This is a genomic window from Sphingomonas naphthae, assembly GCF_028607085.1.
Taxonomy (GTDB): Bacteria; Pseudomonadota; Alphaproteobacteria; order Sphingomonadales; family Sphingomonadaceae; genus Sphingomonas_Q; species Sphingomonas_Q naphthae.
Map to the genome: position 1 here is coordinate 29,521 of NZ_CP117413.1, position 21,637 is coordinate 51,157.

The 21,637-nt window shown below is 63.2% G+C and carries 30 protein-coding genes; 20 read left to right on the forward strand and 10 right to left on the reverse strand.

Annotated features, from left to right (window positions below):
• Positions 1–59: 59 nt before the first annotated feature.
• On the reverse strand, positions 60–1,412 hold the full coding sequence (locus PQ455_RS20055) for a tyrosine-type recombinase/integrase (protein WP_037522502.1): 1,353 nt from the start codon (positions 1,410–1,412) through the stop codon (positions 60–62).
• A 244-nt stretch (positions 1,413–1,656) separates the two neighbouring features.
• Here PQ455_RS20055 and PQ455_RS20060 point away from each other — a divergent pair, with 244 nt between their 5' ends.
• The 11 genes from PQ455_RS20060 to arsH all read left to right on the forward strand — a co-directional run bounded on the left by PQ455_RS20060 (position 1,657) and on the right by arsH (position 8,986).
• Positions 1,657–2,016: a hypothetical protein gene (locus tag PQ455_RS20060; protein ID WP_273692089.1), complete on the forward strand. Its 360-nt coding sequence runs from the start codon at positions 1,657–1,659 to the stop codon at positions 2,014–2,016.
• Positions 2,003–2,215 carry a hypothetical protein gene (locus PQ455_RS20065; protein WP_273692092.1) on the forward strand — a complete coding sequence of 71 codons (213 nt, stop codon included), beginning with the start codon at positions 2,003–2,005 and terminating at the stop codon, positions 2,213–2,215. The genes PQ455_RS20060 and PQ455_RS20065 overlap by 14 nt, the downstream gene beginning before the upstream one ends.
• A 654-nt stretch (positions 2,216–2,869) precedes the next feature.
• On the forward strand, positions 2,870–3,829 hold the full coding sequence (locus PQ455_RS20070; protein WP_273692169.1) for a DUF2493 domain-containing protein: 960 nt from the start codon (positions 2,870–2,872) through the stop codon (positions 3,827–3,829).
• Positions 3,830–3,977: 148 nt separating this feature from the next.
• Positions 3,978–4,454, forward strand: coding sequence for a DUF6878 family protein (locus PQ455_RS20075; protein WP_273692094.1), 477 nt, complete (start codon positions 3,978–3,980; stop codon positions 4,452–4,454).
• A gap of 10 nt (positions 4,455–4,464) precedes the next feature.
• On the forward strand, positions 4,465–4,854 hold the full coding sequence (locus PQ455_RS20080; protein ID WP_273692096.1) for a DUF6915 family protein: 390 nt from the start codon (positions 4,465–4,467) through the stop codon (positions 4,852–4,854).
• A 599-nt stretch (positions 4,855–5,453) separates the two neighbouring features.
• Positions 5,454–5,867: a single-stranded DNA-binding protein gene (locus tag PQ455_RS20085; RefSeq protein ID WP_273692098.1), complete on the forward strand. Its 414-nt coding sequence runs from the start codon at positions 5,454–5,456 to the stop codon at positions 5,865–5,867.
• Positions 5,868–5,972: 105 nt separating this feature from the next.
• Positions 5,973–6,305, forward strand: coding sequence for an ArsR/SmtB family transcription factor (locus PQ455_RS20090; protein ID WP_273692100.1), 333 nt, complete (start codon positions 5,973–5,975; stop codon positions 6,303–6,305).
• An 8-nt stretch (positions 6,306–6,313) separates the two neighbouring features.
• A complete protein-coding gene (arsC, locus tag PQ455_RS20095) occupies positions 6,314–6,745 on the forward strand; it encodes an arsenate reductase (glutaredoxin) (RefSeq protein ID WP_273692102.1) in 432 nt (143 codons plus the stop codon).
• Positions 6,742–7,818: an ACR3 family arsenite efflux transporter gene (arsB, locus tag PQ455_RS20100; protein ID WP_420542884.1), complete on the forward strand. Its 1,077-nt coding sequence runs from the start codon at positions 6,742–6,744 to the stop codon at positions 7,816–7,818. Before arsC ends, arsB begins: the two co-directional genes overlap by 4 nt.
• A complete protein-coding gene (arsN2, locus tag PQ455_RS20105) occupies positions 7,815–8,246 on the forward strand; it encodes an arsenic resistance N-acetyltransferase ArsN2 (protein WP_273692103.1) in 432 nt (143 codons plus the stop codon). The genes arsB and arsN2 overlap by 4 nt, the downstream gene beginning before the upstream one ends.
• Entirely contained in the window at positions 8,246–8,986 is a 741-nt protein-coding gene (gene arsH, locus PQ455_RS20110; RefSeq protein WP_273692105.1) for an arsenical resistance protein ArsH, read from the forward strand. The genes arsN2 and arsH overlap by 1 nt, the downstream gene beginning before the upstream one ends.
• 15 nt (positions 8,987–9,001) lie before the next feature.
• Here arsH and PQ455_RS20115 read toward each other — a convergent pair whose 3' ends face one another.
• Genes PQ455_RS20115 through PQ455_RS20130 form a run of 4 tightly spaced genes read right to left on the reverse strand, consistent with a single transcriptional unit; the run spans position 9,002 to position 11,517 of the window.
• Complete coding sequence (locus tag PQ455_RS20115; RefSeq protein ID WP_273692175.1) at positions 9,002–10,051, reverse strand: nucleotidyl transferase AbiEii/AbiGii toxin family protein; 1,050 nt, start codon at positions 10,049–10,051, stop codon at positions 9,002–9,004.
• Positions 10,051–10,881 (reverse strand): DUF6088 family protein, encoded by an 831-nt coding sequence (locus tag PQ455_RS20120; protein WP_273692108.1) that lies wholly within the window; start codon positions 10,879–10,881, stop codon positions 10,051–10,053. The genes PQ455_RS20115 and PQ455_RS20120 overlap by 1 nt, the downstream gene beginning before the upstream one ends.
• A complete protein-coding gene (locus tag PQ455_RS20125) occupies positions 10,815–11,243 on the reverse strand; it encodes a thermonuclease family protein (RefSeq protein WP_273692109.1) in 429 nt (142 codons plus the stop codon). The genes PQ455_RS20120 and PQ455_RS20125 overlap by 67 nt, the downstream gene beginning before the upstream one ends.
• A 28-nt stretch (positions 11,244–11,271) precedes the next feature.
• Entirely contained in the window at positions 11,272–11,517 is a 246-nt protein-coding gene (locus PQ455_RS20130) for a hypothetical protein (RefSeq protein ID WP_273692112.1), read from the reverse strand.
• Between the two features lie 181 nt (positions 11,518–11,698).
• On the opposite strand from PQ455_RS20130, the gene PQ455_RS20135 reads away from it, so the two are divergent.
• Positions 11,699–13,519 (forward strand): GAF domain-containing hybrid sensor histidine kinase/response regulator, encoded by a 1,821-nt coding sequence (locus tag PQ455_RS20135; RefSeq protein WP_273692114.1) that lies wholly within the window; start codon positions 11,699–11,701, stop codon positions 13,517–13,519.
• A 228-nt stretch (positions 13,520–13,747) separates the two neighbouring features.
• Entirely contained in the window at positions 13,748–13,912 is a 165-nt protein-coding gene (locus PQ455_RS20140) for a hypothetical protein (protein WP_273692118.1), read from the forward strand.
• Positions 13,913–13,940: 28 nt separating this feature from the next.
• On the opposite strand, the gene PQ455_RS20145 is transcribed toward PQ455_RS20140, so the two are convergent.
• The 4 genes from PQ455_RS20145 to PQ455_RS20160 all read right to left on the reverse strand — a co-directional run bounded on the left by PQ455_RS20145 (position 13,941) and on the right by PQ455_RS20160 (position 16,254).
• Positions 13,941–14,552 (reverse strand): LysE family translocator, encoded by a 612-nt coding sequence (locus PQ455_RS20145; protein ID WP_273692120.1) that lies wholly within the window; start codon positions 14,550–14,552, stop codon positions 13,941–13,943.
• A gap of 233 nt (positions 14,553–14,785) precedes the next feature.
• The gene (locus PQ455_RS20150; RefSeq protein WP_273692122.1) at positions 14,786–15,523 is read right to left on the reverse strand and encodes an ATPase; all 738 of its coding nucleotides are present in this window, start codon (positions 15,521–15,523) and stop codon (positions 14,786–14,788) included.
• Positions 15,520–15,828, reverse strand: coding sequence for a hypothetical protein (locus tag PQ455_RS20155; protein WP_273692124.1), 309 nt, complete (start codon positions 15,826–15,828; stop codon positions 15,520–15,522). Before PQ455_RS20155 ends, PQ455_RS20150 begins: the two co-directional genes overlap by 4 nt.
• A gap of 84 nt (positions 15,829–15,912) precedes the next feature.
• Positions 15,913–16,254 carry a hypothetical protein gene (locus PQ455_RS20160; protein ID WP_273692126.1) on the reverse strand — a complete coding sequence of 114 codons (342 nt, stop codon included), beginning with the start codon at positions 16,252–16,254 and terminating at the stop codon, positions 15,913–15,915.
• Between the two features lie 271 nt (positions 16,255–16,525).
• Between PQ455_RS20160 and PQ455_RS20165 the strand changes: the two genes are divergently transcribed.
• From PQ455_RS20165 to PQ455_RS20195, 7 genes are all read left to right on the forward strand, one after another.
• On the forward strand, positions 16,526–16,921 hold the full coding sequence (locus PQ455_RS20165; RefSeq protein WP_273692128.1) for a DUF3768 domain-containing protein: 396 nt from the start codon (positions 16,526–16,528) through the stop codon (positions 16,919–16,921).
• Positions 16,922–16,974: 53 nt separating this feature from the next.
• Positions 16,975–17,268 (forward strand): DUF7673 family protein, encoded by a 294-nt coding sequence (locus PQ455_RS20170; protein ID WP_273692130.1) that lies wholly within the window; start codon positions 16,975–16,977, stop codon positions 17,266–17,268.
• Positions 17,269–17,551: 283 nt separating this feature from the next.
• Entirely contained in the window at positions 17,552–17,731 is a 180-nt protein-coding gene (locus PQ455_RS20175; protein ID WP_273692133.1) for a hypothetical protein, read from the forward strand.
• Between the two features lie 22 nt (positions 17,732–17,753).
• Positions 17,754–18,518 carry a ParA family protein gene (locus PQ455_RS20180; RefSeq protein WP_273692135.1) on the forward strand — a complete coding sequence of 255 codons (765 nt, stop codon included), beginning with the start codon at positions 17,754–17,756 and terminating at the stop codon, positions 18,516–18,518.
• A complete protein-coding gene (locus tag PQ455_RS20185) occupies positions 18,518–19,453 on the forward strand; it encodes a ParB/RepB/Spo0J family partition protein (RefSeq protein WP_273692137.1) in 936 nt (311 codons plus the stop codon). Before PQ455_RS20180 ends, PQ455_RS20185 begins: the two co-directional genes overlap by 1 nt.
• A gap of 295 nt (positions 19,454–19,748) precedes the next feature.
• Positions 19,749–20,282 (forward strand): ribbon-helix-helix domain-containing protein, encoded by a 534-nt coding sequence (locus PQ455_RS20190; RefSeq protein WP_273692139.1) that lies wholly within the window; start codon positions 19,749–19,751, stop codon positions 20,280–20,282.
• Positions 20,275–21,402, forward strand: a complete 1,128-nt coding sequence (locus PQ455_RS20195; RefSeq protein ID WP_273692141.1) for a relaxase/mobilization nuclease domain-containing protein — start codon at positions 20,275–20,277, stop codon at positions 21,400–21,402. The genes PQ455_RS20190 and PQ455_RS20195 overlap by 8 nt, the downstream gene beginning before the upstream one ends.
• Before the next feature lie 51 nt (positions 21,403–21,453).
• Here the strand turns inward: PQ455_RS20195 and PQ455_RS20200 are convergent, their stop codons facing one another.
• Positions 21,454–21,618 carry a helix-turn-helix domain-containing protein gene (locus PQ455_RS20200; RefSeq protein ID WP_273692143.1) on the reverse strand — a complete coding sequence of 55 codons (165 nt, stop codon included), beginning with the start codon at positions 21,616–21,618 and terminating at the stop codon, positions 21,454–21,456.
• Positions 21,619–21,637: the final 19 nt, after the last annotated feature.

Here is a 21,637-nt window from a genome sequence, read left to right on the forward strand (position 1 = left end):
CGGCTCCTCATCCTGCTGCGGAGGTAAATCGCGGAACGAGAGGCGAGGGCGACCCACTGCTAGAAGAAGCCCATCAGACGAGAGTCCAGCGCCTCGGCCGCCTGATCTACGATTTCGAAGGCTTCATCGAGGTAGGTGAGATATTTTTCAGTGGTCAGGACGCTGGCGTGACCCAGCCATCGCTGGACCCGGCGCAAGGGGTCGCTGACAACCTTCATGTAGATTTCCTCGGTTCGATCCGGGACAGATCGATCGTCGAGCCTCATCACTTCCGCTTTGACGAGGTGTGTAAGCCAGTAGACGGCAAAGGTATGCCGGAGGGTATGGGGCGATACGTGTAGGTCCCAGCCCATGTCCTCCGACAACTTCTTGCTGGTACGCCGGAATATCGACTGCCATGCCGCGGGGGTGAGGGCTTGGCCGTCCTGCGCCAGCCACAATGCTGCCGGCTGCGCACTTTCCAATGGTGCGCCCGATCCGGGCAGCAATAGGAGGTTGCGTCGTTCGTCGATGCGCAGAGTCGCCAGTGATCGAGGGCGCCGCTCGCCCTTGATCAAAACGCGTTGCCCGCCTGCAAGCGTGCCGATGAGCGGCTGCCGCATGGTCCGGACCCCACCCGCGCGTCGCCAGCGATCGACCAACTGGCTCCGCTCCTCGCGAATATAAGCGTCGATGAAGTTACTGGCTACCCGCCTCGGGAACGGCACTGATCGAGGTTTGCGCCCTTTGGTGATTCTGGCGGGCAGGTCGATCATGGTGCTGCGACAGCCGTGAAAGACGCGGGCGTTCGTCGTCGGAAGCTCACCGATCAGAAGGCTTGCGCCTTCTTCGAGCCTAACCCCTGTCGTCACAAGCAGCTCGGCGAACGCGGCATCGCGCATCGGATTCCGCCGGTGAGTGATGCCGTTCGCGTAACCCCCACCGAGCAGGCCTTGGTCTCGGAACAGAACGTAATCCTCGAGCGGGATCATGCGGATCGTATCTTCGGCAACCGCGCCATCACGGCGGAATCTGGTTTTCGGCGCAACTGATATCAGTCCTGCGTCCTCGCTGGCGGCCCATTGATAGAACCGCGTTAGCGCCGCAGAGGTGCGCTTCCAAGACGATCCCGATAGTCGGAGCTCGCCCGGCCCTTCGAGCCGAAGGCTGCGATATTTCCCTACGTCGGCACTCGATGCGTCGAGTAACGACTTTGAACGCGCATCCCGCAGGTAACGGGCAAAGACCTGAAGATCTCGAGCATAGTGGCCTGCGCTGGCAAGGGACACGCCATCGGATCGCAGGAACGTGATGAACGAATTGACTTCTACAACGGGGCTTCCGTCGGAATGAAGGAGAGAAGGGAGATTTGTTTCGGGTAAGTATTTGATTGCGTCCTGCTTTATGGAGTCATCAAGCGCAGGCCGGATCATCGTCCCATCAAGAAGTATAGGCTCGACGCCGAGCCAAGGATCGAACGGGAAAAGATGCACTGAACCCTCGACATGACACTGGGCGTTTCCATTTTATTGCCCCGACCCGATCGATAATGGGACAATATCCTTATCCCGTCAAAGGGAATGGATCGTCTCAATGGCGACATAATTCTTCTGCGGCGCGATCAAGCCGGACGAAGTCATCGACCTGTCGGCTGACGAGCTTCGTATCATTGTGCTGATGGAGGCGCGCGCGGCGCCGCGTTTGCGCAACGTGCAGGGTCTATGGCGCAAGCCGGTATTGGGCCATCGCGGCGCGACACCCCGACCCGGCAGCATCATTGAGTTCATCCGCGAGCGGGGACTGCTCCCACCGGTCGAGATCGATCGGATCGTGGAAAGCGCGCCAGGCGAGCTTCTGGATTTCCAGGCTGCCCAGGCCGCCCTCCCCGTCGAGAAGCGGACGCCGATGGGCGACTGGCTCCGCGATTTCCAGCGCGCAGCGGAGGCGCTGCGCACCACGGCACGCCTGCCAGATGTGCTCGACCGCGCACGCGATGAGCGTGCTTTCAACCAGGGAGGACCGCATGCCGCGCTATAACCACCTTGTCACTATCGCCTTCAGCATCGTCTCGGACGACGAGCGCGGCGAGGATTTCACGCCTGCGATGCTCAAGGAGGGATTGTTCGCGCGGATCCGTGACCTCGACAGCAGCACCGAAGGGGTCGAATGGCTCGAAGCGGTTGGCGCCCCCTGCGATACCTATGAGGAGGAGCCGCTTATGCTCTCCGATCCCTGACACCAGTGGCGCCTGCCCAATCGGTGCACGGCGTTGGACCATGGCAACCTTGTCGGCGATCTTGAGCACAGCGCGCGGGAACCCGGGAAGAAACACCAGCATCCTCGACGCTGACGATGCCACCTCACTCTGCGATCGTTTTGCCGCCGAGGTCGTCCGGGCTCGGTTCGGGGATGCCGGTCTGTTCATCTCTCCATGCCCGACGGACGGGCGGCGCAGCGGAATGGTCTGGAACCATAAGCTCCGCCTTCGATGGTCCACCTGTGCGGACGTTGCCCGCCTGTGGTGGTGACCAGCTGTGATGACGGGTTCGGCGCGATGCAGGCTTGAGGGCTATGACGCGGCGATCATTCAGCGAGCGGCAGCGCAGGCCGTAGTCCCAGACCTCACCATCAGCGGCTGCGAGGGGGATGTTGGGCTCATCGTCTCAACCGACAGCCTCGCCGCCAGAGGATGCGGCACATGGGCGGTCGCGAGGGCCTGGCAACCCTGTCGCAGCGGGCCGTGTTGCCGCGTGCCGCGGCTGCCCGCTCCACCCCGCCACGACAGGGTTTCCCTCGGCTGCGCCTCGGTGCCTGACCCTCTCAATCGACCGCCCAGGAGGTGCGCATCCGGCGGAGAGGCCGCCGGTTCAGAACCGAAAGGCAAGCCATCATGTCCACCTCGCTAGCAGCCGCATTGGCGGCACTGGAACTGGACCATCTCGAACCTGCCGCCGAAGAATTGTCGGGCATGGCGCCACCGCCGACCGAGGCGCTGGAGCAAACCGTCACTGCCATCTGGAGCGACCTGTTCACAACGATGACCAACACGTCGATCGAACGCGACATCGAAGATCTCGGCTGGAGCATGGTCAATCTCTTCCACCGCGCCGCCGCCAAGAAGCACGGGCTTGTCGATCGGTTGACCGACGACATCCGGCTCCTCCTGGCCGAACAGGACGGCTCGGAGATCAGCACCAACGATCTGGAGGAGAAGATCGACCTTGCCAAGAAGGTCGAGGAATCCGCAGGCGCCTTCGAGGTCATGCGCGACGTCGCTGCCGCTCACTATATGCGCGAGACAGGCCGGTCCTGGGTTCCTTCCTCCGGCAATCGCATTTCGCTGGGCGTCACTGCCGCGATCGTCGACGGCAACGCCTTCCTCCGCGCGCGTCGCGAACGTCGCCTCGAGGCCAATACTGCCAGTGGCACGCCGGTCGTGTTTGCCGGTGGCCGACTGACCTTTGCCAACGACGCCGATCTCAAGACCTTCGCCGACAACCTGCTGGCGACCCTCAACAAGGTCCGCGCCCATGTCGGCGACATGTATCTCGTCCATGGTGGTGACATGAAGGGCATCGAGCGGCTTGCCGCTTCCTGGGCCGAACAGAAAGGCATCCAGCAAGTGCGGTTCGGCCTCGACCGCAAGCTGGGCGACCGCGCCGGGTTCCGCCGCAACGAGCAGATGCTCTCGCTCAACCCCCGCTTCGTCATCGCCTTCCAGGGCAATGGGGTGACCGAACGGCTCGTGATCGAGGCGAAGGCCCGCAAGATCCGTGTCGTCGATCGGCGCGGGCCGCTCGGCGCCCCGCCGGCATCGCTCGATGCCGAGCGCCGTCAGCGATCGCGCTGACGGCAAGGGGGCACCCTCGCGTGGGTGCCCTCCCTTCTTCCAGGTCTCCTGTGGAAAGGTGCCGGCCGACCAGAGGGGAGGTTGCGATGGCGTGGATCGGCCGGGCGGCATTGCCGATCCGTCCTCAACCCCCTTCTGGAGACAAGTAATGGATCATGCAGCACCGCTTACGCCGGTCAGCATCGACTGGGAGGCCGTCATGGCACGCCACGCCGCTTATGAGGCGAAGGCCGCTTCGCTCATGCCGTTGAACAAAGCTGCGCTGTTCGATGCGCTACATGCTGTCGGTATCACCTTGGTCACCGTGGCTTTCGACGGTGGCGGCGATTCCGGTCAGATCGAAAGCGTCGATGCCGCCGCCGGCGATGCACCGGCGGATCTGCCCGAAGCGCAGATCGCTCTGCTCAAGGCAAAGCCGGACGGATGTGGCATGGAGACGACGATCATGTCGGTGGCCGACGTGATCGAAGACCTTGCCTATCAACTCCTCACCCAGAGCCATCCGGGCTGGGAGAATAATGATGGTGCCTATGGCGAGTTCAGCTTTGACGTCGCCGCCCGAACGATCACGCTCGATCACAACGACCGCTACACAGCGGTCGAATCCTTCGAGCATCAATGGTGAGGAGGGTGTGATGGGACATTGTTATCACCACGCGCTGTCGTCGGTTCGTAAATGGGGCGGCGTGGCCGAGGACTATCTGCCGCTCCATCAGTGGTTCGATGAATCGAAATCCATCACTGCCGATTATCGGCATCGTGCGCTTCGGCACCATGCCGAAGGCATCTTCATGCTCGAGCGCTTCTTCGGCGCCACCATCACCCTATCGACGGGGCGCCAGGTGCCGGTTCGCCTGATCGGCGAGCAGCACGTCATGGAAGACCTTGGCTTCATTCCGAGCTTTGTCGATTGGGTTCGGTGCATCCAGCCCAAGCCCTGGATGGGGCGTGCGCAGCCCATCCATACCGTTGTCGATCCATTTGCCGTGGCCGATGGCGACGCCGCCGAGCCCGCTTCAGCGTAAAGGCCTCACATGTTACGGGCGCCGACCCGTCGCAGCCGGGCTGGCGAGCGTAGCGCGGAAGATCACCTCGTCTGCGGTGCGGGTGCCTCGGAGGCTATACCGTGATCTGGCGCAGGCGGGAGGATGGCATCCGACCATCATCCTTCGCGCCTGTCGATCCGCAAGGTCAGGGCCGGCGCCAGACAGCAGGACAAGGCCGTCGGGTCTGGGTCGGGTTTCCGGTCGCGCTATACGTGCCCTTGTCGCTGACGCTGGAGGCCCAAAAGGTCGGGGGAGATGGGGTGAGCTTTTCCGCCCTGGTTGGGATCGTGGGGCTGACGGGGCGGGGATAGACGACCTTCGGCATGGTTTCCGACAGATCGTGTCGGCAGTGAGGAATAATCCCTTCTTATTCACCTGTCCCCTAAGTCGGCCGTCCAGCGTCTCCAACCCGCGATCCTTCGGGCCGAGTTGCCGTGTGCCACGGCTGCCCGCACCACCCCTTGTCTCGGGGTTTCCCTGCGCGCTGGCGCGCTTTGGTGGAGACGCCGTCCTGGCCGCCTTTTTCGGGGATCAGTCGAAGGGATCATCCCTCGGCCGACAGAAAAGGAAACCTCGACATGCAGAACATCGTCATCCTCGCCGGCAACGTCGGCGCCACCCCCGAAGCCCGCACCACGCAGGGCGGCACCAAGATCACCCATTTCAGCCTCGCGACCTCGCGGCCCAAGCGCGACAGCGACGGCAAGGTCATCAAGGATCGCGACGGCTACCGTGTCGAAGACACCGAATGGCACCGGATCACCTGCTTCAACGGCGTCGGCAAGACCGTCGAGGAATATGTCGACAAGGGCATGAAGGTGATGGTCCGCGGCCGCATCCACTACACCAGCTGGACCGATCAGGACGACATCAAGCGCTACGGCACCGAGATCATCGCCGACGAGGTGACCTTCCTCACCCGCGCCCGTCAGGCGTCCGAGCAGCAGCAGGGCGAGCGGGACCTCCCGATCGATGACGACATCCCCTTCTGAGCGGATCCCGAAAGGCCCGGCGGTTCAGACCGCCGGGCCTTTTCTGACGGTCACTGCAATCAACTGTGCCTTGCAGTAGATCCATATATCCAATAATATCGATATATGGAAAATGATTCTGCGATCCTGGCTCTGGGCGCGTTGGCGCAGGGGACACGGCTTGATGCCTTCCGGCTGCTCGTCCGTCACGAGCCCGATGGCCTCGCCGCGGGTGACGTCGCCCGGCAGCTTGGCATTCCGCAAAACACGATGTCGTCCCACCTGGCCGGTCTCGCGCGGGCGGGGCTGATCCGGGCTGAGCGCCATAGCCGGCAGATTATCTACCGCGCCGATCTCGATCGGCTCAAGGCGCTGACCCTGTTCCTGGTCAAGGACTGCTGCGGGGGCAGAGCTGAATTGTGCGAGCCGCTGATTGCCGAACTTGTTCCTTGCTGCTGAGACCTGACATGACCATCGATATCGTCATTTACCATAACCCTGCGTGCGGGACGTCGCGCAACACGCTCGCGATGATCGAGAATGCGGGCATCGAGCCCCACATCATCGAATATCTCAAGACGCCGCCGAACCGGTCCCGTCTCGTGTCGCTGATCGGTCGGATGGGCATCACACCACGGGCGCTGCTTAGAGAAAAGGGTACACCCTATCTCGATCTTGGTCTCGACAATCTTGCCCTGAGCGATGACGAACTGGTGGACGCCATGGTGGCGCACCCCATCCTGATCAATCGCCCCATCGTCGTGTCGCCGCTCGGCGTCAGGCTTTGCCGCCCATCGGAGGAAGTGCTCGATCTGCTGCCCGGCACCCATCGCGGGCCGTTCACGAAGGAGGATGGTCAGCGAGTGATCGATTCCGATGGGAAACGGATCCAGCCATGACTGTCCTGGACGCCTCATCGAGCGTACCTGCCGCCCCCGCGATCAGTCGCTTCGAGCGTCTCCTCAGTCTGTGGGTCGGGATCTGCATCCTCGTCGGCATTGCGCTTGGCTATGCGTTGCCGGGCTTGTTCGCCGTGATCGCGTCGGCCGAAGTCGCACGGGTCAATCTGGTCGTTGCCGTGCTGATCTGGCTGATGATCGTGCCGATGCTGCTCAAGATCGATCTTGGCGCGCTTGGCTCCGTGCGCCGGCATTGGAAGGGCGTCGGCGTCACCCTCTTTATCAACTGGGCGGTGAAGCCGTTTTCCATGGCTCTACTCGGCACCATCTTTCTGGGATGGCTGTTCCGTCCGTTGCTCCCGGCGAGCGACGTCAGTTCCTATATCGCGGGGCTCATCCTGCTGGCGGCGGCGCCCTGCACGGCCATGGTCTTCGTCTGGTCCAATCTGTGCGATGGCGATCCGACCTATACGCTGAGCCAGGTCGCGTTGAACGACATCATCATGGTGTTCGCGTTCGCACCGCTGGTTGGCCTGCTACTGGGCGTGGCTTCGATTGCGGTGCCTTGGGATACACTGCTGATATCGGTGATGCTCTACATCGTCGTCCCGGTGGTCGTCGCGCAGATTGCGCGCCGCATGATGTTGTCGTCAGGCGGTCAGCCCGCGCTCGATCGACTGCTGGCGCTGCTCGGGCCGGTCTCGCTGGTCGCGCTGCTGACGACGCTCATTTTGTTGTTCGGCTTTCAGGGGCAGGCGATCATCGCCCATCCGCTGGTCATTGCGCTGATCGCGGTGCCGATCCTGATCCAGGTCTATTTCAACGCCGGGCTCGCTTATTGGTTGAGCCGACGGTTTGGCGTGGCCTGGTGTGTCGCCGCGCCGGCGGCTTTGATCGGCGCCTCTAACTTTTTCGAACTGGCCGTCGCGGCGGCGATCAGCCTGTTCGGCCTGAACTCCGGCGCCGCGCTGGCGACCGTGGTTGGTGTGCTGGTCGAGGTGCCGGTCATGCTGTCGGTGGTGCGGATCGTGAAGGCGACGCGTCCCTGGTATGAGCATCGGGTCGCGGCATGAACCTTGTCCGGCTCGATCCTGAGCAATTGGCCGCTCTTGCTGACGCGCTCGAGGCGGCCAGTCTTCCAACCAGCGACCTCGAAGCCCCTGACCGCCAATTCTATCGGTTCGAGGACGCAATTGGCATGGTTGGCTATGGTGGTCTCGAAGGGCGTGGGCCGGATCGCCTGCTACGCTCGGTGGTCGTGACGACCGAACGCCGAGGCACTGGTCTGGGTGGCATATTGCTGGGGCAGCTCGAACACGCCGCTGCCGATGGCGGGGCAACATCTCTCTACCTCCTCACCACGACGGCCGAAGGCTTTTTTCGCCGCGCCGGCTACATGCCGGTCGAGCGGACGAGGGCGCCCGAGCCGATCGCCAACTCGGCGGAGTTTCGCTCGCTGTGTCCGGCCAGCGCGGCCTTCTTGTTTAAGCGGATTTGTTGATGTCCCGTCTGCGCACCCTTTCCGATCCCAATCTCGTGCCGGCGCTGGATGCGGCGATGATCCAGGCCGATCTGGCTGCGGGCCTCGGCCCGCTCGATCCGCCTGCGCGCATCCTGCTGCTCTACGGTTCGCTGCGCGAACGCTCGTTCAGCCGTCTTGCCGTCGAGGAAGCCGCACGTCTCCTCATCCGTTTCGGGGCCGAAGTGCGGATATTCGATCCTCATGATCTCCCGCTGCCCGATCAGGTTCGCGGCGATGATCATCCAGCGGTGCATGAACTGCGCGCGCATGCGCTATGGTCGGAAGGGATGGTCTGGTGCAGCCCTGAGCGTCATGGCCAGATCACAGGCATCATGAAGGCGCAGATTGACCATCTGCCGCTTGAATTCGGCGGCATGCGCCCGACGCAGGGGCGGACCCTCGCCGTCATGCAGGTATCGGGCGGTTCGCAGTCCTTCAACGCGGTCAACACGCTCCGTCTTCTCGGCCGCTGGATGCGAATGTTCACGATACCCAACCAGTCGAGCGTGGCCATGGCGTTCAAGGAGTTCGACGAGAACGGCCGCATGCGCGCGTCGAGCTATTATGACCGCATCGTCGATGTGATGGAGGAGCTCGTCCGCTTCACGATCCTCACGCGCGGACATGCCGAGCAACTTGTCGATCGATATTCCGAGCGAAAGGCAGCAGCGGTCAGACGTGATGCGGCCAAGGATCTTGCCACACAGGCCGTCAGCTGATCGGCTCACGGATCGTTACGCGGCAGTCTCGTTGAGCATATTCTGGAGTGTTGCGATGCTCTCGATCACATCGTCGAACGCGGGCGGCGTGCCGAAGATCATCCCCGTCATCGCACGATAATCGCGCCGCAGATCATCGACCATGTCGCCTTCGGGGCATAGCGCAAAGCTGCCTGGCACGGCCGTCGCCAGATCGAAGGCGGGGCGGTTGAAGAACAGTCTGGCATGCGCCACGCAATCGCGCCCAAGCGCAGGATCGGCCAATGCGCGTTTACCCGCATCGGACTGCAGAAGTTCGTGGAGGTCATAATAATGGCGCGAAACGCGCTGGCCATTGCCACGCAGGGCCCCGCGGATCTCGAACCAGCGCCGCAGGCCGTGGAGGATGACCACCTTGTCCCAGAAGGTCCGCTCCGCGTCGACGATCGTGATATTGGCGATGGCGAGATCGATCCCCGGCACGTCGCTTTCGAGATAGGGCCGGACCGTATGTAATCCGTGGGGATCGAGCGCAGATTTTGCGCCGGACTCGATCTTCACGGCCTTGCCGACATAGGCGTCGACCGGCGTGACCGTGGGATAGCGTAGATAGAGCGCCTGCGCATCCTCGGGGTCCGGTTCGACGCGCCATTGCCCGGTTGCGATGCCCAGGCGGTCTGCGGCTTCACTGACGAGCCCGGCCAGATGGTCGTGCAGCGGTCCTTGAATATGCGCCTCGCAGGCCTCGCGGATCGCGTCGAGCGCAGCTTGCCGTTTCTTTCCGCTCATCGCCTCCAGTTCGGCGATCGAGGCGGTCTGGCCGAGATCGTCGCGAAAGACGGTGACGTCGATATCCTCTGAGAAGCGCCGGATAAGCCCGAAGCCCTTCGACAGCGAGGTGCCGCCCTTGAACAGCAGGCGCGGACCTGGCGGCAATCCGTTGAACAAGGCGTCGAGCGTCCAGCAGACCCAGAAATCCTTTTCGACATTCTGGGGCGTCGTGCCGATGCGCTGCGCGGTCGTCGTGAACAGGCCGAGACGGGTGTCGTCGTCGGCGCTGATGATGCGGTCATAGTTAGGGTTCATCATGCGGCCGATGCCTGGCTGGCGAGCAACGGCTTCAGATACGCCTGCATCCACGCCGGCACTGTCGAGAGACCATCGGCCAGATCGTCGCGCAGTATCTTGCCGTGCCGGGGGTCGTGCAGCAGCGCCATGAGCCGGCGGTGGACCGTGGCATCGTCCTGCGGGTCGCCGCCCATCGTATCGCGCAGCCAATGGAGGGCCTGCACGATCCGCATCGCTGGTCGCCCTGCCCAGAAGAGCTTGCTGGCGGCGGTCAGGCGGAAGCTGATGGTGAGATGGCCGAGATGGATCGTTTTCAGCCGCGCATCGGTATGAACGACGATCTTGGCCGGGACCGCATTGGTGAGACCCAGATCATTGGCGGCAGTCATGCCGTCGACCAGCACCCGGATCTGATCGCGGCGGGCGATCGCATCGATGACCTCGCGCGGATCGGGCGGGTTGCTCTGCCGGGTGAGGCTGTTGTGCCCGGGCTTGTCGTAGAGGCCGCGGTCGATACGGCGGAGCATGTCGCCAGCCACCAGACGTTGCAGCGTCTTGTCGACGGCATCGCGGCTGCCAAGGTCAAGGAAGTCCCCCGGCGTCCACACCGCTTTGGGTGCGCGCGCGTCGATTCGCTGAAGAATGGCGGCTTTGAGGTAGGGAGCATCATCGGCCATGTCCGAAATACCTATACAGATTTCGGACAAGTGTAAATCGGACCCGTCCGAAATTTGTAGACAGATTTCGGACAGTTTATCCCGTTCTGTCCCTTCGCGCCCTATCAGCGGCAATGGCCTGCCGCATAGCGCTGCCACCGCAGCACCGTGCCCGTCGCGATCATGGCGCAACTCAGGTCGCCAATCTCCGGCGCAGAGCACCAGGCCCCGGTGCGATCCCCTTTCGCGTTGCCGGTTGACCGACATTGGAGCCTCGGGCCGGCAACAAGGATATGGCCGGCGCCGCTTCTGCCCCGGGCGCCGCCCAGCAAGCGGACCAACGCGTCCCGCGCGGCGATACCGCTGGCGCGTGGGCAGGGTTGGCCCTGCCGGCATGAGCCGTCGATCTCGCGTGCCGCTATTCCGCCAAGGCGAATCCGTGGCCCCTCCCGGCACCAGACCGGTCCATCCCCGTCCCACACCCTGACGGGCGTGCAGCTGAATGTCTGCCCGGCGGGCACGACCGCAACCGCAAGAAGCAAGGCCGTGAACATCAGCGCCTGGACCGGGACGAGGCGTTCGTCATGCGTCGGGGAACAGCGGTAATGCACCCGCCATCGCGGCGGGCTCGTCGGCGAGAATATCATAGCAACGCAAACGCACCGCCAGATGGCGGGCAAGCAGCGCCACCGCACGCCGCCGTGCGGCCGCGTCACCGCAGCGGATATCCGTCACCAGCTCTGGCTCGGCTATGGCGAGCGAAACCTCGAGATGGAGGGTCAGGCTTTCTTCATCGACTCGGATCATGACCTGAAATAGAACAAACAAGGAACATTTATCAAGCGGCCGTTTGTTCCAGCGGTCACATTGCCTCACCCAGTTTTCGGACTGGGATTTATTGATCGAGTTTAAGACGAAGCGGGCACTAATGGCGACGACGCGCGTTTTGCGCGAACGATCCGCTTTGGATCATCAGGAAAACTCATGACGATTGCGAAAAGAACCCAGCATGCTCCTGGAGGTCGAGCATATGGGTTTGACAGCCTTCGTCAGGCGTCAGGGAGTGCGTGACGTCAACACGTTTGGTCCTCAGTCCCAAGAGACCCTTTCCTATCGCGACGCGTTGGTGGAGCTGAACGACCAGCTTCTCATGACCGAGGAACCTGGTGACCTTGCCTATGTAGCGGCCGAGATTCTTGGGCGGGCGATGGGGGTCAGCCGCGCCGGCTACGGCACGATCGACACAGTCAACGAAACAATCGACATCGAGCGAGACTGGAACGCGCCAGGGGTCAACAGCATTGCCGGGCGGCTCCATTTTCGCGAGCATGGCAGCTATATCGAGGATTTGAAGCGCGGCGACACCGTCCTGGTCACCGATGCGCGGCAGGATCCACGCACCGCGCAAACCGCCGATGTGCTGATCGCCATCAACGCCTTATCCTTCATCAACATGCCGGTGACCGAAATGGGGCGCTTCGTGGCTCTCCTGTTCGTCAATCATGATGACGTGCGTGACTGGTCGCCCGATGATCTGGCCTTCATGCGCGATATTGCGCAACGCACCCGAGTTGCTGTCGAACGGCGACGCGCCGAGCTTGACCTGCGCGAACTCAATGCCTCGCTGGAAGCGCGGGTTGCAGAGCGTACGCGCGAGCTGGAACAGGCCCATGAAGCGTTGCGCCAGTCCCAGAAGATCGAGGCTATTGGCCAGCTGACCGGCGGCGTTGCCCATGACTTCAACAATCTTCTCACCGTCATCGGCGGATCGGCGGATCTGTTACGGCGCAAGAACCTCTCCGAGGAAAAGCGCGAGCGCTATGTCGATGCCATTATCGACACCGTGGGACGGGCATCCAAACTGACATCGCAACTGCTCGCCTTCGCGCGGCGTCAGACACTCAAGCCCGAGACCTTCGATGTTGGACTGAACGTGCTGGCCGTGAGTGAGATTGTGCGTACGCTCGCCGGATCGCGGGTCGAGGTGGAAACGGACCTTCACTGCGACGCCTGTTTCGCCGACGCCGATCCCAGCCAGTTCGACGCGGCCCTCATCAATATGGCGGTCAATGCGCGCGACGCGATGAACGGTGAGGGCAAGCTCGTCATTTCCGTCCATCCTGTCGATGCGATTCCCGCGATACGCGCTCATCCGATGCGTCCTGGCAAATTCATCGCGGTCTCGCTTGCCGATACCGGCGGCGGGATCGCGCCCGACCAGCTCGAACGGGTATTCGAACCTTTCTATACCACCAAGGCCGTTGGGCATGGCACCGGGCTTGGCCTCAGCCAGGTGTTCGGCTTTGCCAAACAGTCGGGCGGGGAGATTCATGTCGCGAATGAAGCGGGCGTCGGCGCGGTTTTCACGCTCTTTCTGCCCCATGTACAGGCGCCCGATCAACCTGCCATTGCCGTCCCGATGGCATCAGGCACCAGCGATGGCGGCGGAATGCGCGTGCTGGTGGTTGAGGATAATGCCGAGGTGCGCCTGTTTGCGACACAGACGCTGGAGGAGTTGGGCTATCATGCTACCGCAGCGCCTGATGGCGCAGCGGCGCTCGCCCAACTGGCGCAGGACGCGAGGCGCTTCGATATCGTCTTTTCCGACGTTGTGATGCCCGGCATGACCGGGATCGAGCTGGGGCAGGAGATCGCTCGCCTCTATCCGCATCTGCCAGTGATCCTTGCCAGCGGATATAGTCACACGCTCGCTGAACAGGGGGCGTTCGGGTTCGAACTGCTCAACAAGCCCTATTCGATGGAGCAGCTCTCGATCGTGCTGCGCAAGACGGTGCGGTCCGGGGTGGGGCTGACCAGAGAGGCGGGCTGAAGAGGTCGGTGGCGAGGCCAGCTCCTAGATCCAGGCGGGCTCACCCCGCTCTTTGAGGCGCAATCCTTGGTCCGGCCGGCGGCCTAATGCGATCAACCCGTAAAGGGTCCGGTCGCTTGCGCTACGGCTTTTTGGCCGTTGGCAAAAAAGTGATCGCGGCCACCGGCCGAACACATCGGGCGCCAGTCGAGCGGGGATGAACCCGCCGGCTTGGCAAGGAGCCTCGATATGTTCACCGACATCAAGATCGCCCGCCTCCACGCGCTCGGCCTCTCGAAAACCCTCATGGTTGCAACGATGGTCATCGGTATCGGCACACAGTTCGCGGTCATTACCGCTGACGACTGCACTAGCGACGTCGCCATTCTCAACGAATATGATCCCTTTGGCTGACCGCAAGGGCGGGGGCGTGTGCCCCCGCCTATCGCCCGATATCGGCAATGACGAACGAGATCGCCACGCTGACCATGACCACGGCAAACAGCCGCTTGATGGGTTTGATCCGTATTGGATCATTCATCCAGCCATGGGCCTTAGCGCCAGCCAGGACGATAGAGAGGTGAATGAACGTGGCGATTGCCGCGCTGACCAGTGACAAGATCAGCGCACCGTGCAGGCTGAGCGCTGCGCCGCGCAGGAATTGCGGTGCGACCACGATGAAGAAGACATAGGCCTTGGGATTGAGCAGATTGATCATCGCGCCTGTCGCAAAGGCACGTCTGGCCGAACGGGCCTGCGGGGCGGGCGCGCTGCTCTGGTTCGATCCGCGCCAGGCATCGAATGCCAGCCAGAGCATCATCGCTGCGCCGGCGAGGCGCAATCCGGTCCAGAGCTGCGGCGCCGCCTGCAACAGGGCTGCAAGACCGATTGCTGCCAGCAGCCCATTGGCGAGCAATCCAAGCCCTATACCCCACACGGCCGCCAGACCGCTGCGTCGACCTTCCGTTGCCGCAAGACCTGCCAACCACGCCATGTTGGGACCAGGCGTCAGTTCGATCAGCAGGACAGCAAGGGCAAATCCGATCAGGTCCAAATACTCTATCCCTATTGCCTAAGTTCGCAGTTCATCCTTCTCCATCGTCTCTTTTGTGTGGATACTGCAATGCCGTTATCAGCGGTGCGTCAGCGGGAGTTTGGCGGGGAGGGCGGCAGACCAGGTCGCAGGCAGGGCGGCTCCGGCTGCGCCGGACCGGGCTCTAGGCGATACGCGCCCCAAGCCCCGTGCCGGGTCTTGGCCCATCCGGGTCACGATCCCTGCCGCGAACGTCAGGCCGGTCGCGGGCTTACGCGATCAAGCCACCGCAAGATGACGCTCGGCGCACTCCTGGCGCCGTTACGTAGATCAAAGATCTCGCGATCCTCGATCTGAACCCGGCAGACGGTAAAGGCCTGGCCGGGCATGCGACTATTGTCGGCCAACAAGGATGCGTCCGCGACCTTGATCGCCTCGGCGATTGCCAGTTGGGTTCTGGGAAACCGCTCGCGCAGCTTGTCCTCCGGCACGGCATGGCCGTTCTCCTGCACCCGCGTCTGAACGCGCCCGATCGAGAGCTGGACGCTCGCGAGCCCCACGAAGATGAGGAGCACGAAATAGCCCGCAGCCTGCATCTGGCGGATCTGATCAATCTTCGATTCAACCGTGCCATCTTCGCGCGGTTGCCAATGCGAGAAGACCGTCTCCATCGCGAACGGCACCTTGGCGTTCATGGCATGGCCCACAAAGGCCTGAACCCCTTGCTGGGAGACCTTCATCCAGCTCTGGTCGGTATCGCGCAAAGTCGCCGCCCAAGCCGGAAGCGCGCCGTCGCTGGCCTGCTCGGGCAGGATCGAGAGCATCATGCGATCGGCATTGACCAAGGGCATTTGCAGTTCGTCGGCAAGACTGCGCCGCCACATCGTCGATTTGCCTGAACCGTTGTGCCCGGCCAAGACGATCGCCAGCGGCTTCTTGCGTTTCTCCTGCGTCTCGCGAACTTGCCGGATCGCCGCGATCGCCGAGGTCAATCGACGGCCTGAAAGACGCCGTTGACGATGGCCCCGCGTTCGATCTTGCCATTGAGCTTGCGGATCATCACGTCGGGATTGTCGCTGTCGAGGGAATAGAGCGGCACATCTTTCTTGGCGCGCAAGGTCACGCCCGGCTTGGCCAGACGCTTGGCGACACGCTCGAGCGCCTGCGTGCTCAGCCTGATATTATGCTGGACCAGCGCGGTTGAGGGCGCGGGCGCCGTCACCGTCACGTCGCCAAAGCGCACCTTGCGCGACTTGCTCTTGCGCGCGCGGGGCTGAATGACTGCGTTCGTCGCCATGAAACTGCCCTCCTTTCGGCATGATGCGATTCTGCTGATACCAAGATAGCGTTTATGAACCCTGCTCGCTAGGGGCTGGGTCGGTTATGTGAGTATCCGCAGGGCTGCCGCACTGCCGGAAGCGGCACCCAGATCGAGTCCTTTCATGAGGCGCGGATCGGCGAGCAGAATATGCCACGGCCCGCCATAGCGCGGCGTAGCGAGATAAAAAGCGGCGCCATCGCAGCCGACCATCCGGCAGCGCTCCTGCCGATCGATCAGGCACATATTCGCGCCATAGCGTCCGGCCAGGTCGCTCAGATCGGCCCGCATCAGTACGTCGCAGCGGCGGCACCGGGTCCGGACCTGGATCTTGCGGTGACGCATAAGGCCGATGCTCGCGGTCCAGCGAGGCCAAAGCGGAATGATCTGTGCTTCCGGCGTCATGACAAGGACGATAGCGAACGCCGATCGCTTGCGTCCATCGTCGCTTTGCAAAATCGGCCAGACCGTTCAGCGCAATGGCAATCCGCCGAAACGACGGTCCCTTCCTGGCTTGGCGTCCTCGCCGAGGCACTTGCCCGCGCAAGCCCGTGGCCGGGCTTCTCCACTATCGTTGCGACCCTTCAGGTGCGCGGGCGCGCTATGCCCCGGCGGTCCGGTCGCCTGTCGGAAGGCCCCGATCGGCGGGGTCAGACAAGCGCAGGAACAATCCACCATGGCCGAGCCCAACAGCAGCGCGACACAGCCCCAATCGCAAACCCATGCGACCATCGCCATCCTCAATGACGGCTTTCGCCAGGCCATCCATAATCCTGGCCGCAACCGGGTCGTGATGACCGCAGGCGTCGCGGCCCTTATCGGCAACACCAGCCTGTTTCGCGGATTTCAGCGCCGCGCCGAATTGCTGCGTGCCGTGCGCGATTATGACACCTTCGGACCGGACGTTGATCCGCATGGCGAACATGATTTCGGGCGTTTCGCGTTCGCGGGCGAGACACTCTACTGGAAGATCGACTATTATGATCGCGACCTCGTCTATGGCTCATCGGATCCCACCGACCCCGATCTCACCACTCGGGTGCTGACGATCCTTCTCACCCACGAATATTGAGCTATCATGGCCCCGGCATTGCCGGGGCCACCATGTCACGAAGGGATTCGTAGATGAGCCAGCCTGTAACCCAAGCGCTCGACCGCTTGTTCGATCTGGCCGCCTCCGACACCGGCCAGGCCCGCCGCGCCGCCAATTTCCTTCTCGCCTGGTGGAATGCACAGGACAATGGCGGCTTCGACCTTGCTGACCTGTTTGGCGTCGATCATGCGGTTGCTGCCGACATGGCCATCGTCTTTGCCTATCTTGGCGGCCATCATGGCGCGATCTATCCCGACCAACTTGGCTACAAAGACAGGATCGTGGCGCTTGTCGAGCAATGGCGGCTGACCGTGCCCGCCGCATAGGTGCGGCGAGCTGGCCAGCGAGGGTTCCAGCTTCATCGACTTCTGTGCCGCGTCCCGCTTAGCAGGACTGCGACGTCTTTATACGCCGATCCCCCCGGTCAGGGGGATGGCTCTGAAAAGTCTGCTTGAGCAGACTGTCTCCCGTCATCGACGCCGTTTCGATCGTGCTCCCGGCTTTGTGTCAGAGGGGAGGGCGGCTGACCTTTGGGCAGCCTGCGCTTTTGCGCGTGGGTATCCCGGCGCCCGCTGACGCTCGGCGCCTGCTCATTTGTGGAGACATCCCATGGCCGACTATTTTTCCCGTCATCCCGATCACGCCTTCCTGTTCGCGTTCGTCTGCTTTGCGATCACCGTCTATCTGTTCCGCTATGTCGGCCCCGGCATCGGCGGCGGCGGCGACTGGTCGGCGCGCGACCATTATGAGCGCAATCTGCGCGATGGGCCCGACGACTATGAGTCCTGACGCCGGAGGCAAGCGCACGCCGATGCGCACCATTGTCGTCAGCCTGCTCAAGGGCGGGGTCGGCAAGACCTTCCTCGCCACCCATCTTGGCTGGTTTCTGGCAGAGGAGCCGGGACGGCGGGTCGCCTTCATCGACCTTGATCCCCAGGGCAGTTCGACCCGCAGGCTGGCAACCGAACGGCAGGCGGGCTTTTCCGCCGATCTGTTCGATCCCGATGCGGCATTGAGCGCGGTGAGTGCGCCGGGCCTGGCGGTCTTTGCCGCCGACCCGCGATTGCAGATGATCAAGGCGGCGCAGGATGTGCGGGATTTTCTCGGTCGCTATGCGGCCTTCGGTGAGCATTTCGACCATTGCGTTGTCGATACCGGCCCCAAATGGGATGAACTGACCTTGAGCGCGATGGTAATCGCCGATGCCGTGATCGCACCCGTGCAGGTCGCCGAGGATTCCATCGAATGCGCCAAGATTCTGCTGACCGCGCTCAAAAAGGCCGAAGGCGCGCGCGGCGGTCGCAAGGTCGATTTTCTCGGTCTGCTGCCCTCGATGGTCAATCCATTCGACCGGCGCGAGATGGACAATGCGATCAAGCTCACCCGGGCGGTCGGCGAGGCGATGATGTTTCCCGCCTTCATCAAGGCGCGCCCGACCTACAAGCATTCAGCCGAAAATCATCAGCCCGTGTGGCGCGAGACAGGAAGCGGCGCGAAAGCCGCGGCCGAGGAAATCCGACCGATCCTCGCCGAGATCGTTCGCCGGGTCGATGCGCGCCTGCCGAGTGCCGCGTGATGGGCAAGTTCGATCAGCGCGCCGAAGAATTCGGACTGCTCGTCGGTCTCCACGACAGCGCGCGGCGCGTCGAGGACATGCCGCTCGACTGGATCACGCCCGATCCGGGCAATCCGCGCCGGACGTTCGATGAGGCAGAACTCAACGATCTGGCGGCATCGATCGCCGCGCGCGGTGTCCTGCAACCGATCCTCGTTGCGCCGAAAAACGGCGACGGCCTGCATGTTATCCGGGTCGGCGAGCGGCGCTTTCGCGCGTCGCGTCTCGCCGGACGAGAGACGATCCCCGCGATCGTCATGGCGGTGGTGAACCGCGCCGATACGCTTGCCGATCAGATTGTCGAGAATGACCAGCGCGCCGGGCTAACACCGCACGATCTGGCGACCGGGATCGAACGCATGCTGGGCGCCGGCGTTACCCAGGCCGAGATTGCGCGCGCGCTTGGCCGGTCCAAGCAGTTCGTGTCCCTATATGCCGCCTGTGCCGACATGGCGCCCTGGCTGCGCGCGGCGATCGACCGGATGCCGATCCGTTTGCTCTACGATCTGCACCGCGCGGCCCGGACCTATGGCGATGCGGTGCGGGCCTATGTCGAAGGGCTTGGTGACGAAAACGTCACCCTAGCCGAGGGCAGCCGCTTCATTGCCAGTCTCAAGGCGTCCGCGTCGGTCGCCGATGCCCAGCAGCCTCAACTGCGCCCTGTGGAGGACAGGGATGGTGCAGCGCGTGGCGGATCAATGCCGCCCGTCCGCGCCAATCGCGGGTTAAAGGCGATGTTCGGGCCGGATGCCTTGCCCCCATCCCAACGTCTTGGCGATGTGCGCGTGACATGTGCAGGGCGGGCAGGGCGGTTGCTTCTGCCCGAGCAGGTCCGCGTGCTGTTCGATGATGGGGAGGAGATCGACGCGCCGATTGGCGACATCATCCTCGGCTAGTTCCGTCGGCGGGGCGGTTTCACCAATTCACCCCTTACTCCGCGTAGAAACGATCCTGACTTCCAGACAATTTTGACAGCCGTACCCCTTTTTCAGGGGTGCGGCTGTCTTCATTCTGGCAAGCCGAGCCGATGATCTTGTCCTAATGGGACGATCTTCAAGGAGGCAGCAAGTAAGGTTGCAGGCCTTGCTTGAAGGGGGGCGGAGTCTGTTCAAGCAGACTATGGGACGAGTGGATTAAGGTGAGGGCCGGATAGGCTTGGCGCCGGGGATGTATGACAATAGCCTTCGGGACATGGCTGTCTTCACCGTCCGACTGCCCGATGATCTCGCGGCCCGCTTCGATGTCCTGGCAATCCCTTCCGGTGGTCGCTCGGCGATACTGCGCAGGCTTATCGAAAGCGCCTTGGCGGGAGAGGGCGTCGATCCCGGACCCGCGCCGCCGCGCAAGCGGGCGACCGACCGGGTCGAGGTCCGCCTGTCACAGGACGACGTCGCGTTGCTCGATGCCGCCGCCGATGCGCGGGGACTGAGGCGAACCGAATGGCTCGTCATGCTGCTGCGCCGGCACCTTCATGCCCAGCCTTTGCCGCCGCGCAGCGACCGCGCGGTGATCGCCCAGTCCTGGCGCGAACTCAATCGGATCGGGATCAACCTCAATCAGGCGGTCCATGCCTTACATGCCGCGACCATGGTCGATTCCCGGCTCGATCTTGTGCGCGAAGCGGCGCGTGTCGCCTCGTTCCGTGACGAAGTTGCGGCACAGCTGCGGGCGCTGGGAGCCGCGCTCAAGGGTGACCTCTCCTATTGGGACGTTGCCCGTGGATGACGATGATGACGTCCTGCCGCTTCCCGGTCTGATGGAGGCGTGGCGACCGCCTTCGGGCGGCAAGCGGATGCTCCGTGGCGCCACCCTGCGGATCCCGGCGGCGGGTAAGGGTGGGCCAGGGCGCGCGGCCAAGCTGACCCAGGCGCAGGCGCGCGCCAAGCTCGAGCGGATCGTGCGCAAGGCGCCCGAGGTCATGGTCAAGATTTCGGGCAAGCAGCGTGGGGCGGCCCATCTCGCCGAGCATTTTCACTATATCTCGCGCCATGGGAAACTGGCCGTGCGCAGCAGCGAGGGCGAACAGATCACGGATGTCGCGCGTCTGAAGGCGATCGCCCAGGACTGGCAGATGCTCGACGAGGCGATGAACGAGCATGGCCGCGATCGGCCGACCTCGATGTCGATGGTGCTGTCGATGCCTGGCGGCACGACCGATGCCGCCACGATCCATGATGCCGTCCAGGCTTTCGCGCGCGTCGAGCTAGAAGGGCAATTCAGCTATATGGTTGCGCTCCATACCGACACGGCCAATCCGCATGTTCATCTGACTGTGGCGACCCAGGGAATCGATGGCACACGCTTCAATCCGCGCAAGGCTGACCTGCATCATTGGCGTGAAAGCTTTGCCCATGAACTGCGCCAGCGCGGCGTTGCAGCCGAGGCGACGCCCCGCCGCGCGCGCGGCCATGTCCAGAAGCGGGTGCGTTCGCCCGCCTTGCATCTTGAAGCGCGCACCGCGGGGCAAGGGCGACAAATGGATATCGACCGTTTGACCGAGGACAGGGCGGCCGCGTTCGCGCATGCCCAGTTTCCCGAGCGACGCGTCGAGGACGTGCTGGCGCTGGGCCGGCAGAAACAGATCCGTGGCGCCTATGCCGACGCCGCTGCGGCTTTGGCGGCGACAGGTAAAGAGGCAGACCTCGCCCTGGCGGACGATATTGCAGCGTTCGTCGCGGAGATGCCGCCGGCGGTGTCGCGGCGGCTGCAACGCGCACGAGAGATCCTGTTGGGAGAGCGTGCGCAGGGGACGCCGGCTCGTGGCATCCGAGCCGACGAGGGTGACGTGCGGAACGGGGCCGACCCGGATCTTACGACGCCCAAACCTCGCGACCGCGATCGTTAGGTCTCGCCGGCTCGACTTTGCTTGTCCATGCCGTCGCCAATAGAGCGGAATCTATTGGGGTTGCCTGCGAAAGTCGCGCGGCGTCTGCCCCTTGAGTTGCTGGAAATACCGGCGCAACTGCGCGGTGTTGCGAAAGCCGGCAGCGGCCGCCACGCGCTCTGTCGGCAGGTCGCTACGAGCCAGCAGTTCGCTGGCGTGCGCGATCTTGCGTGCCATCACGAAGGCGACAAGCGCA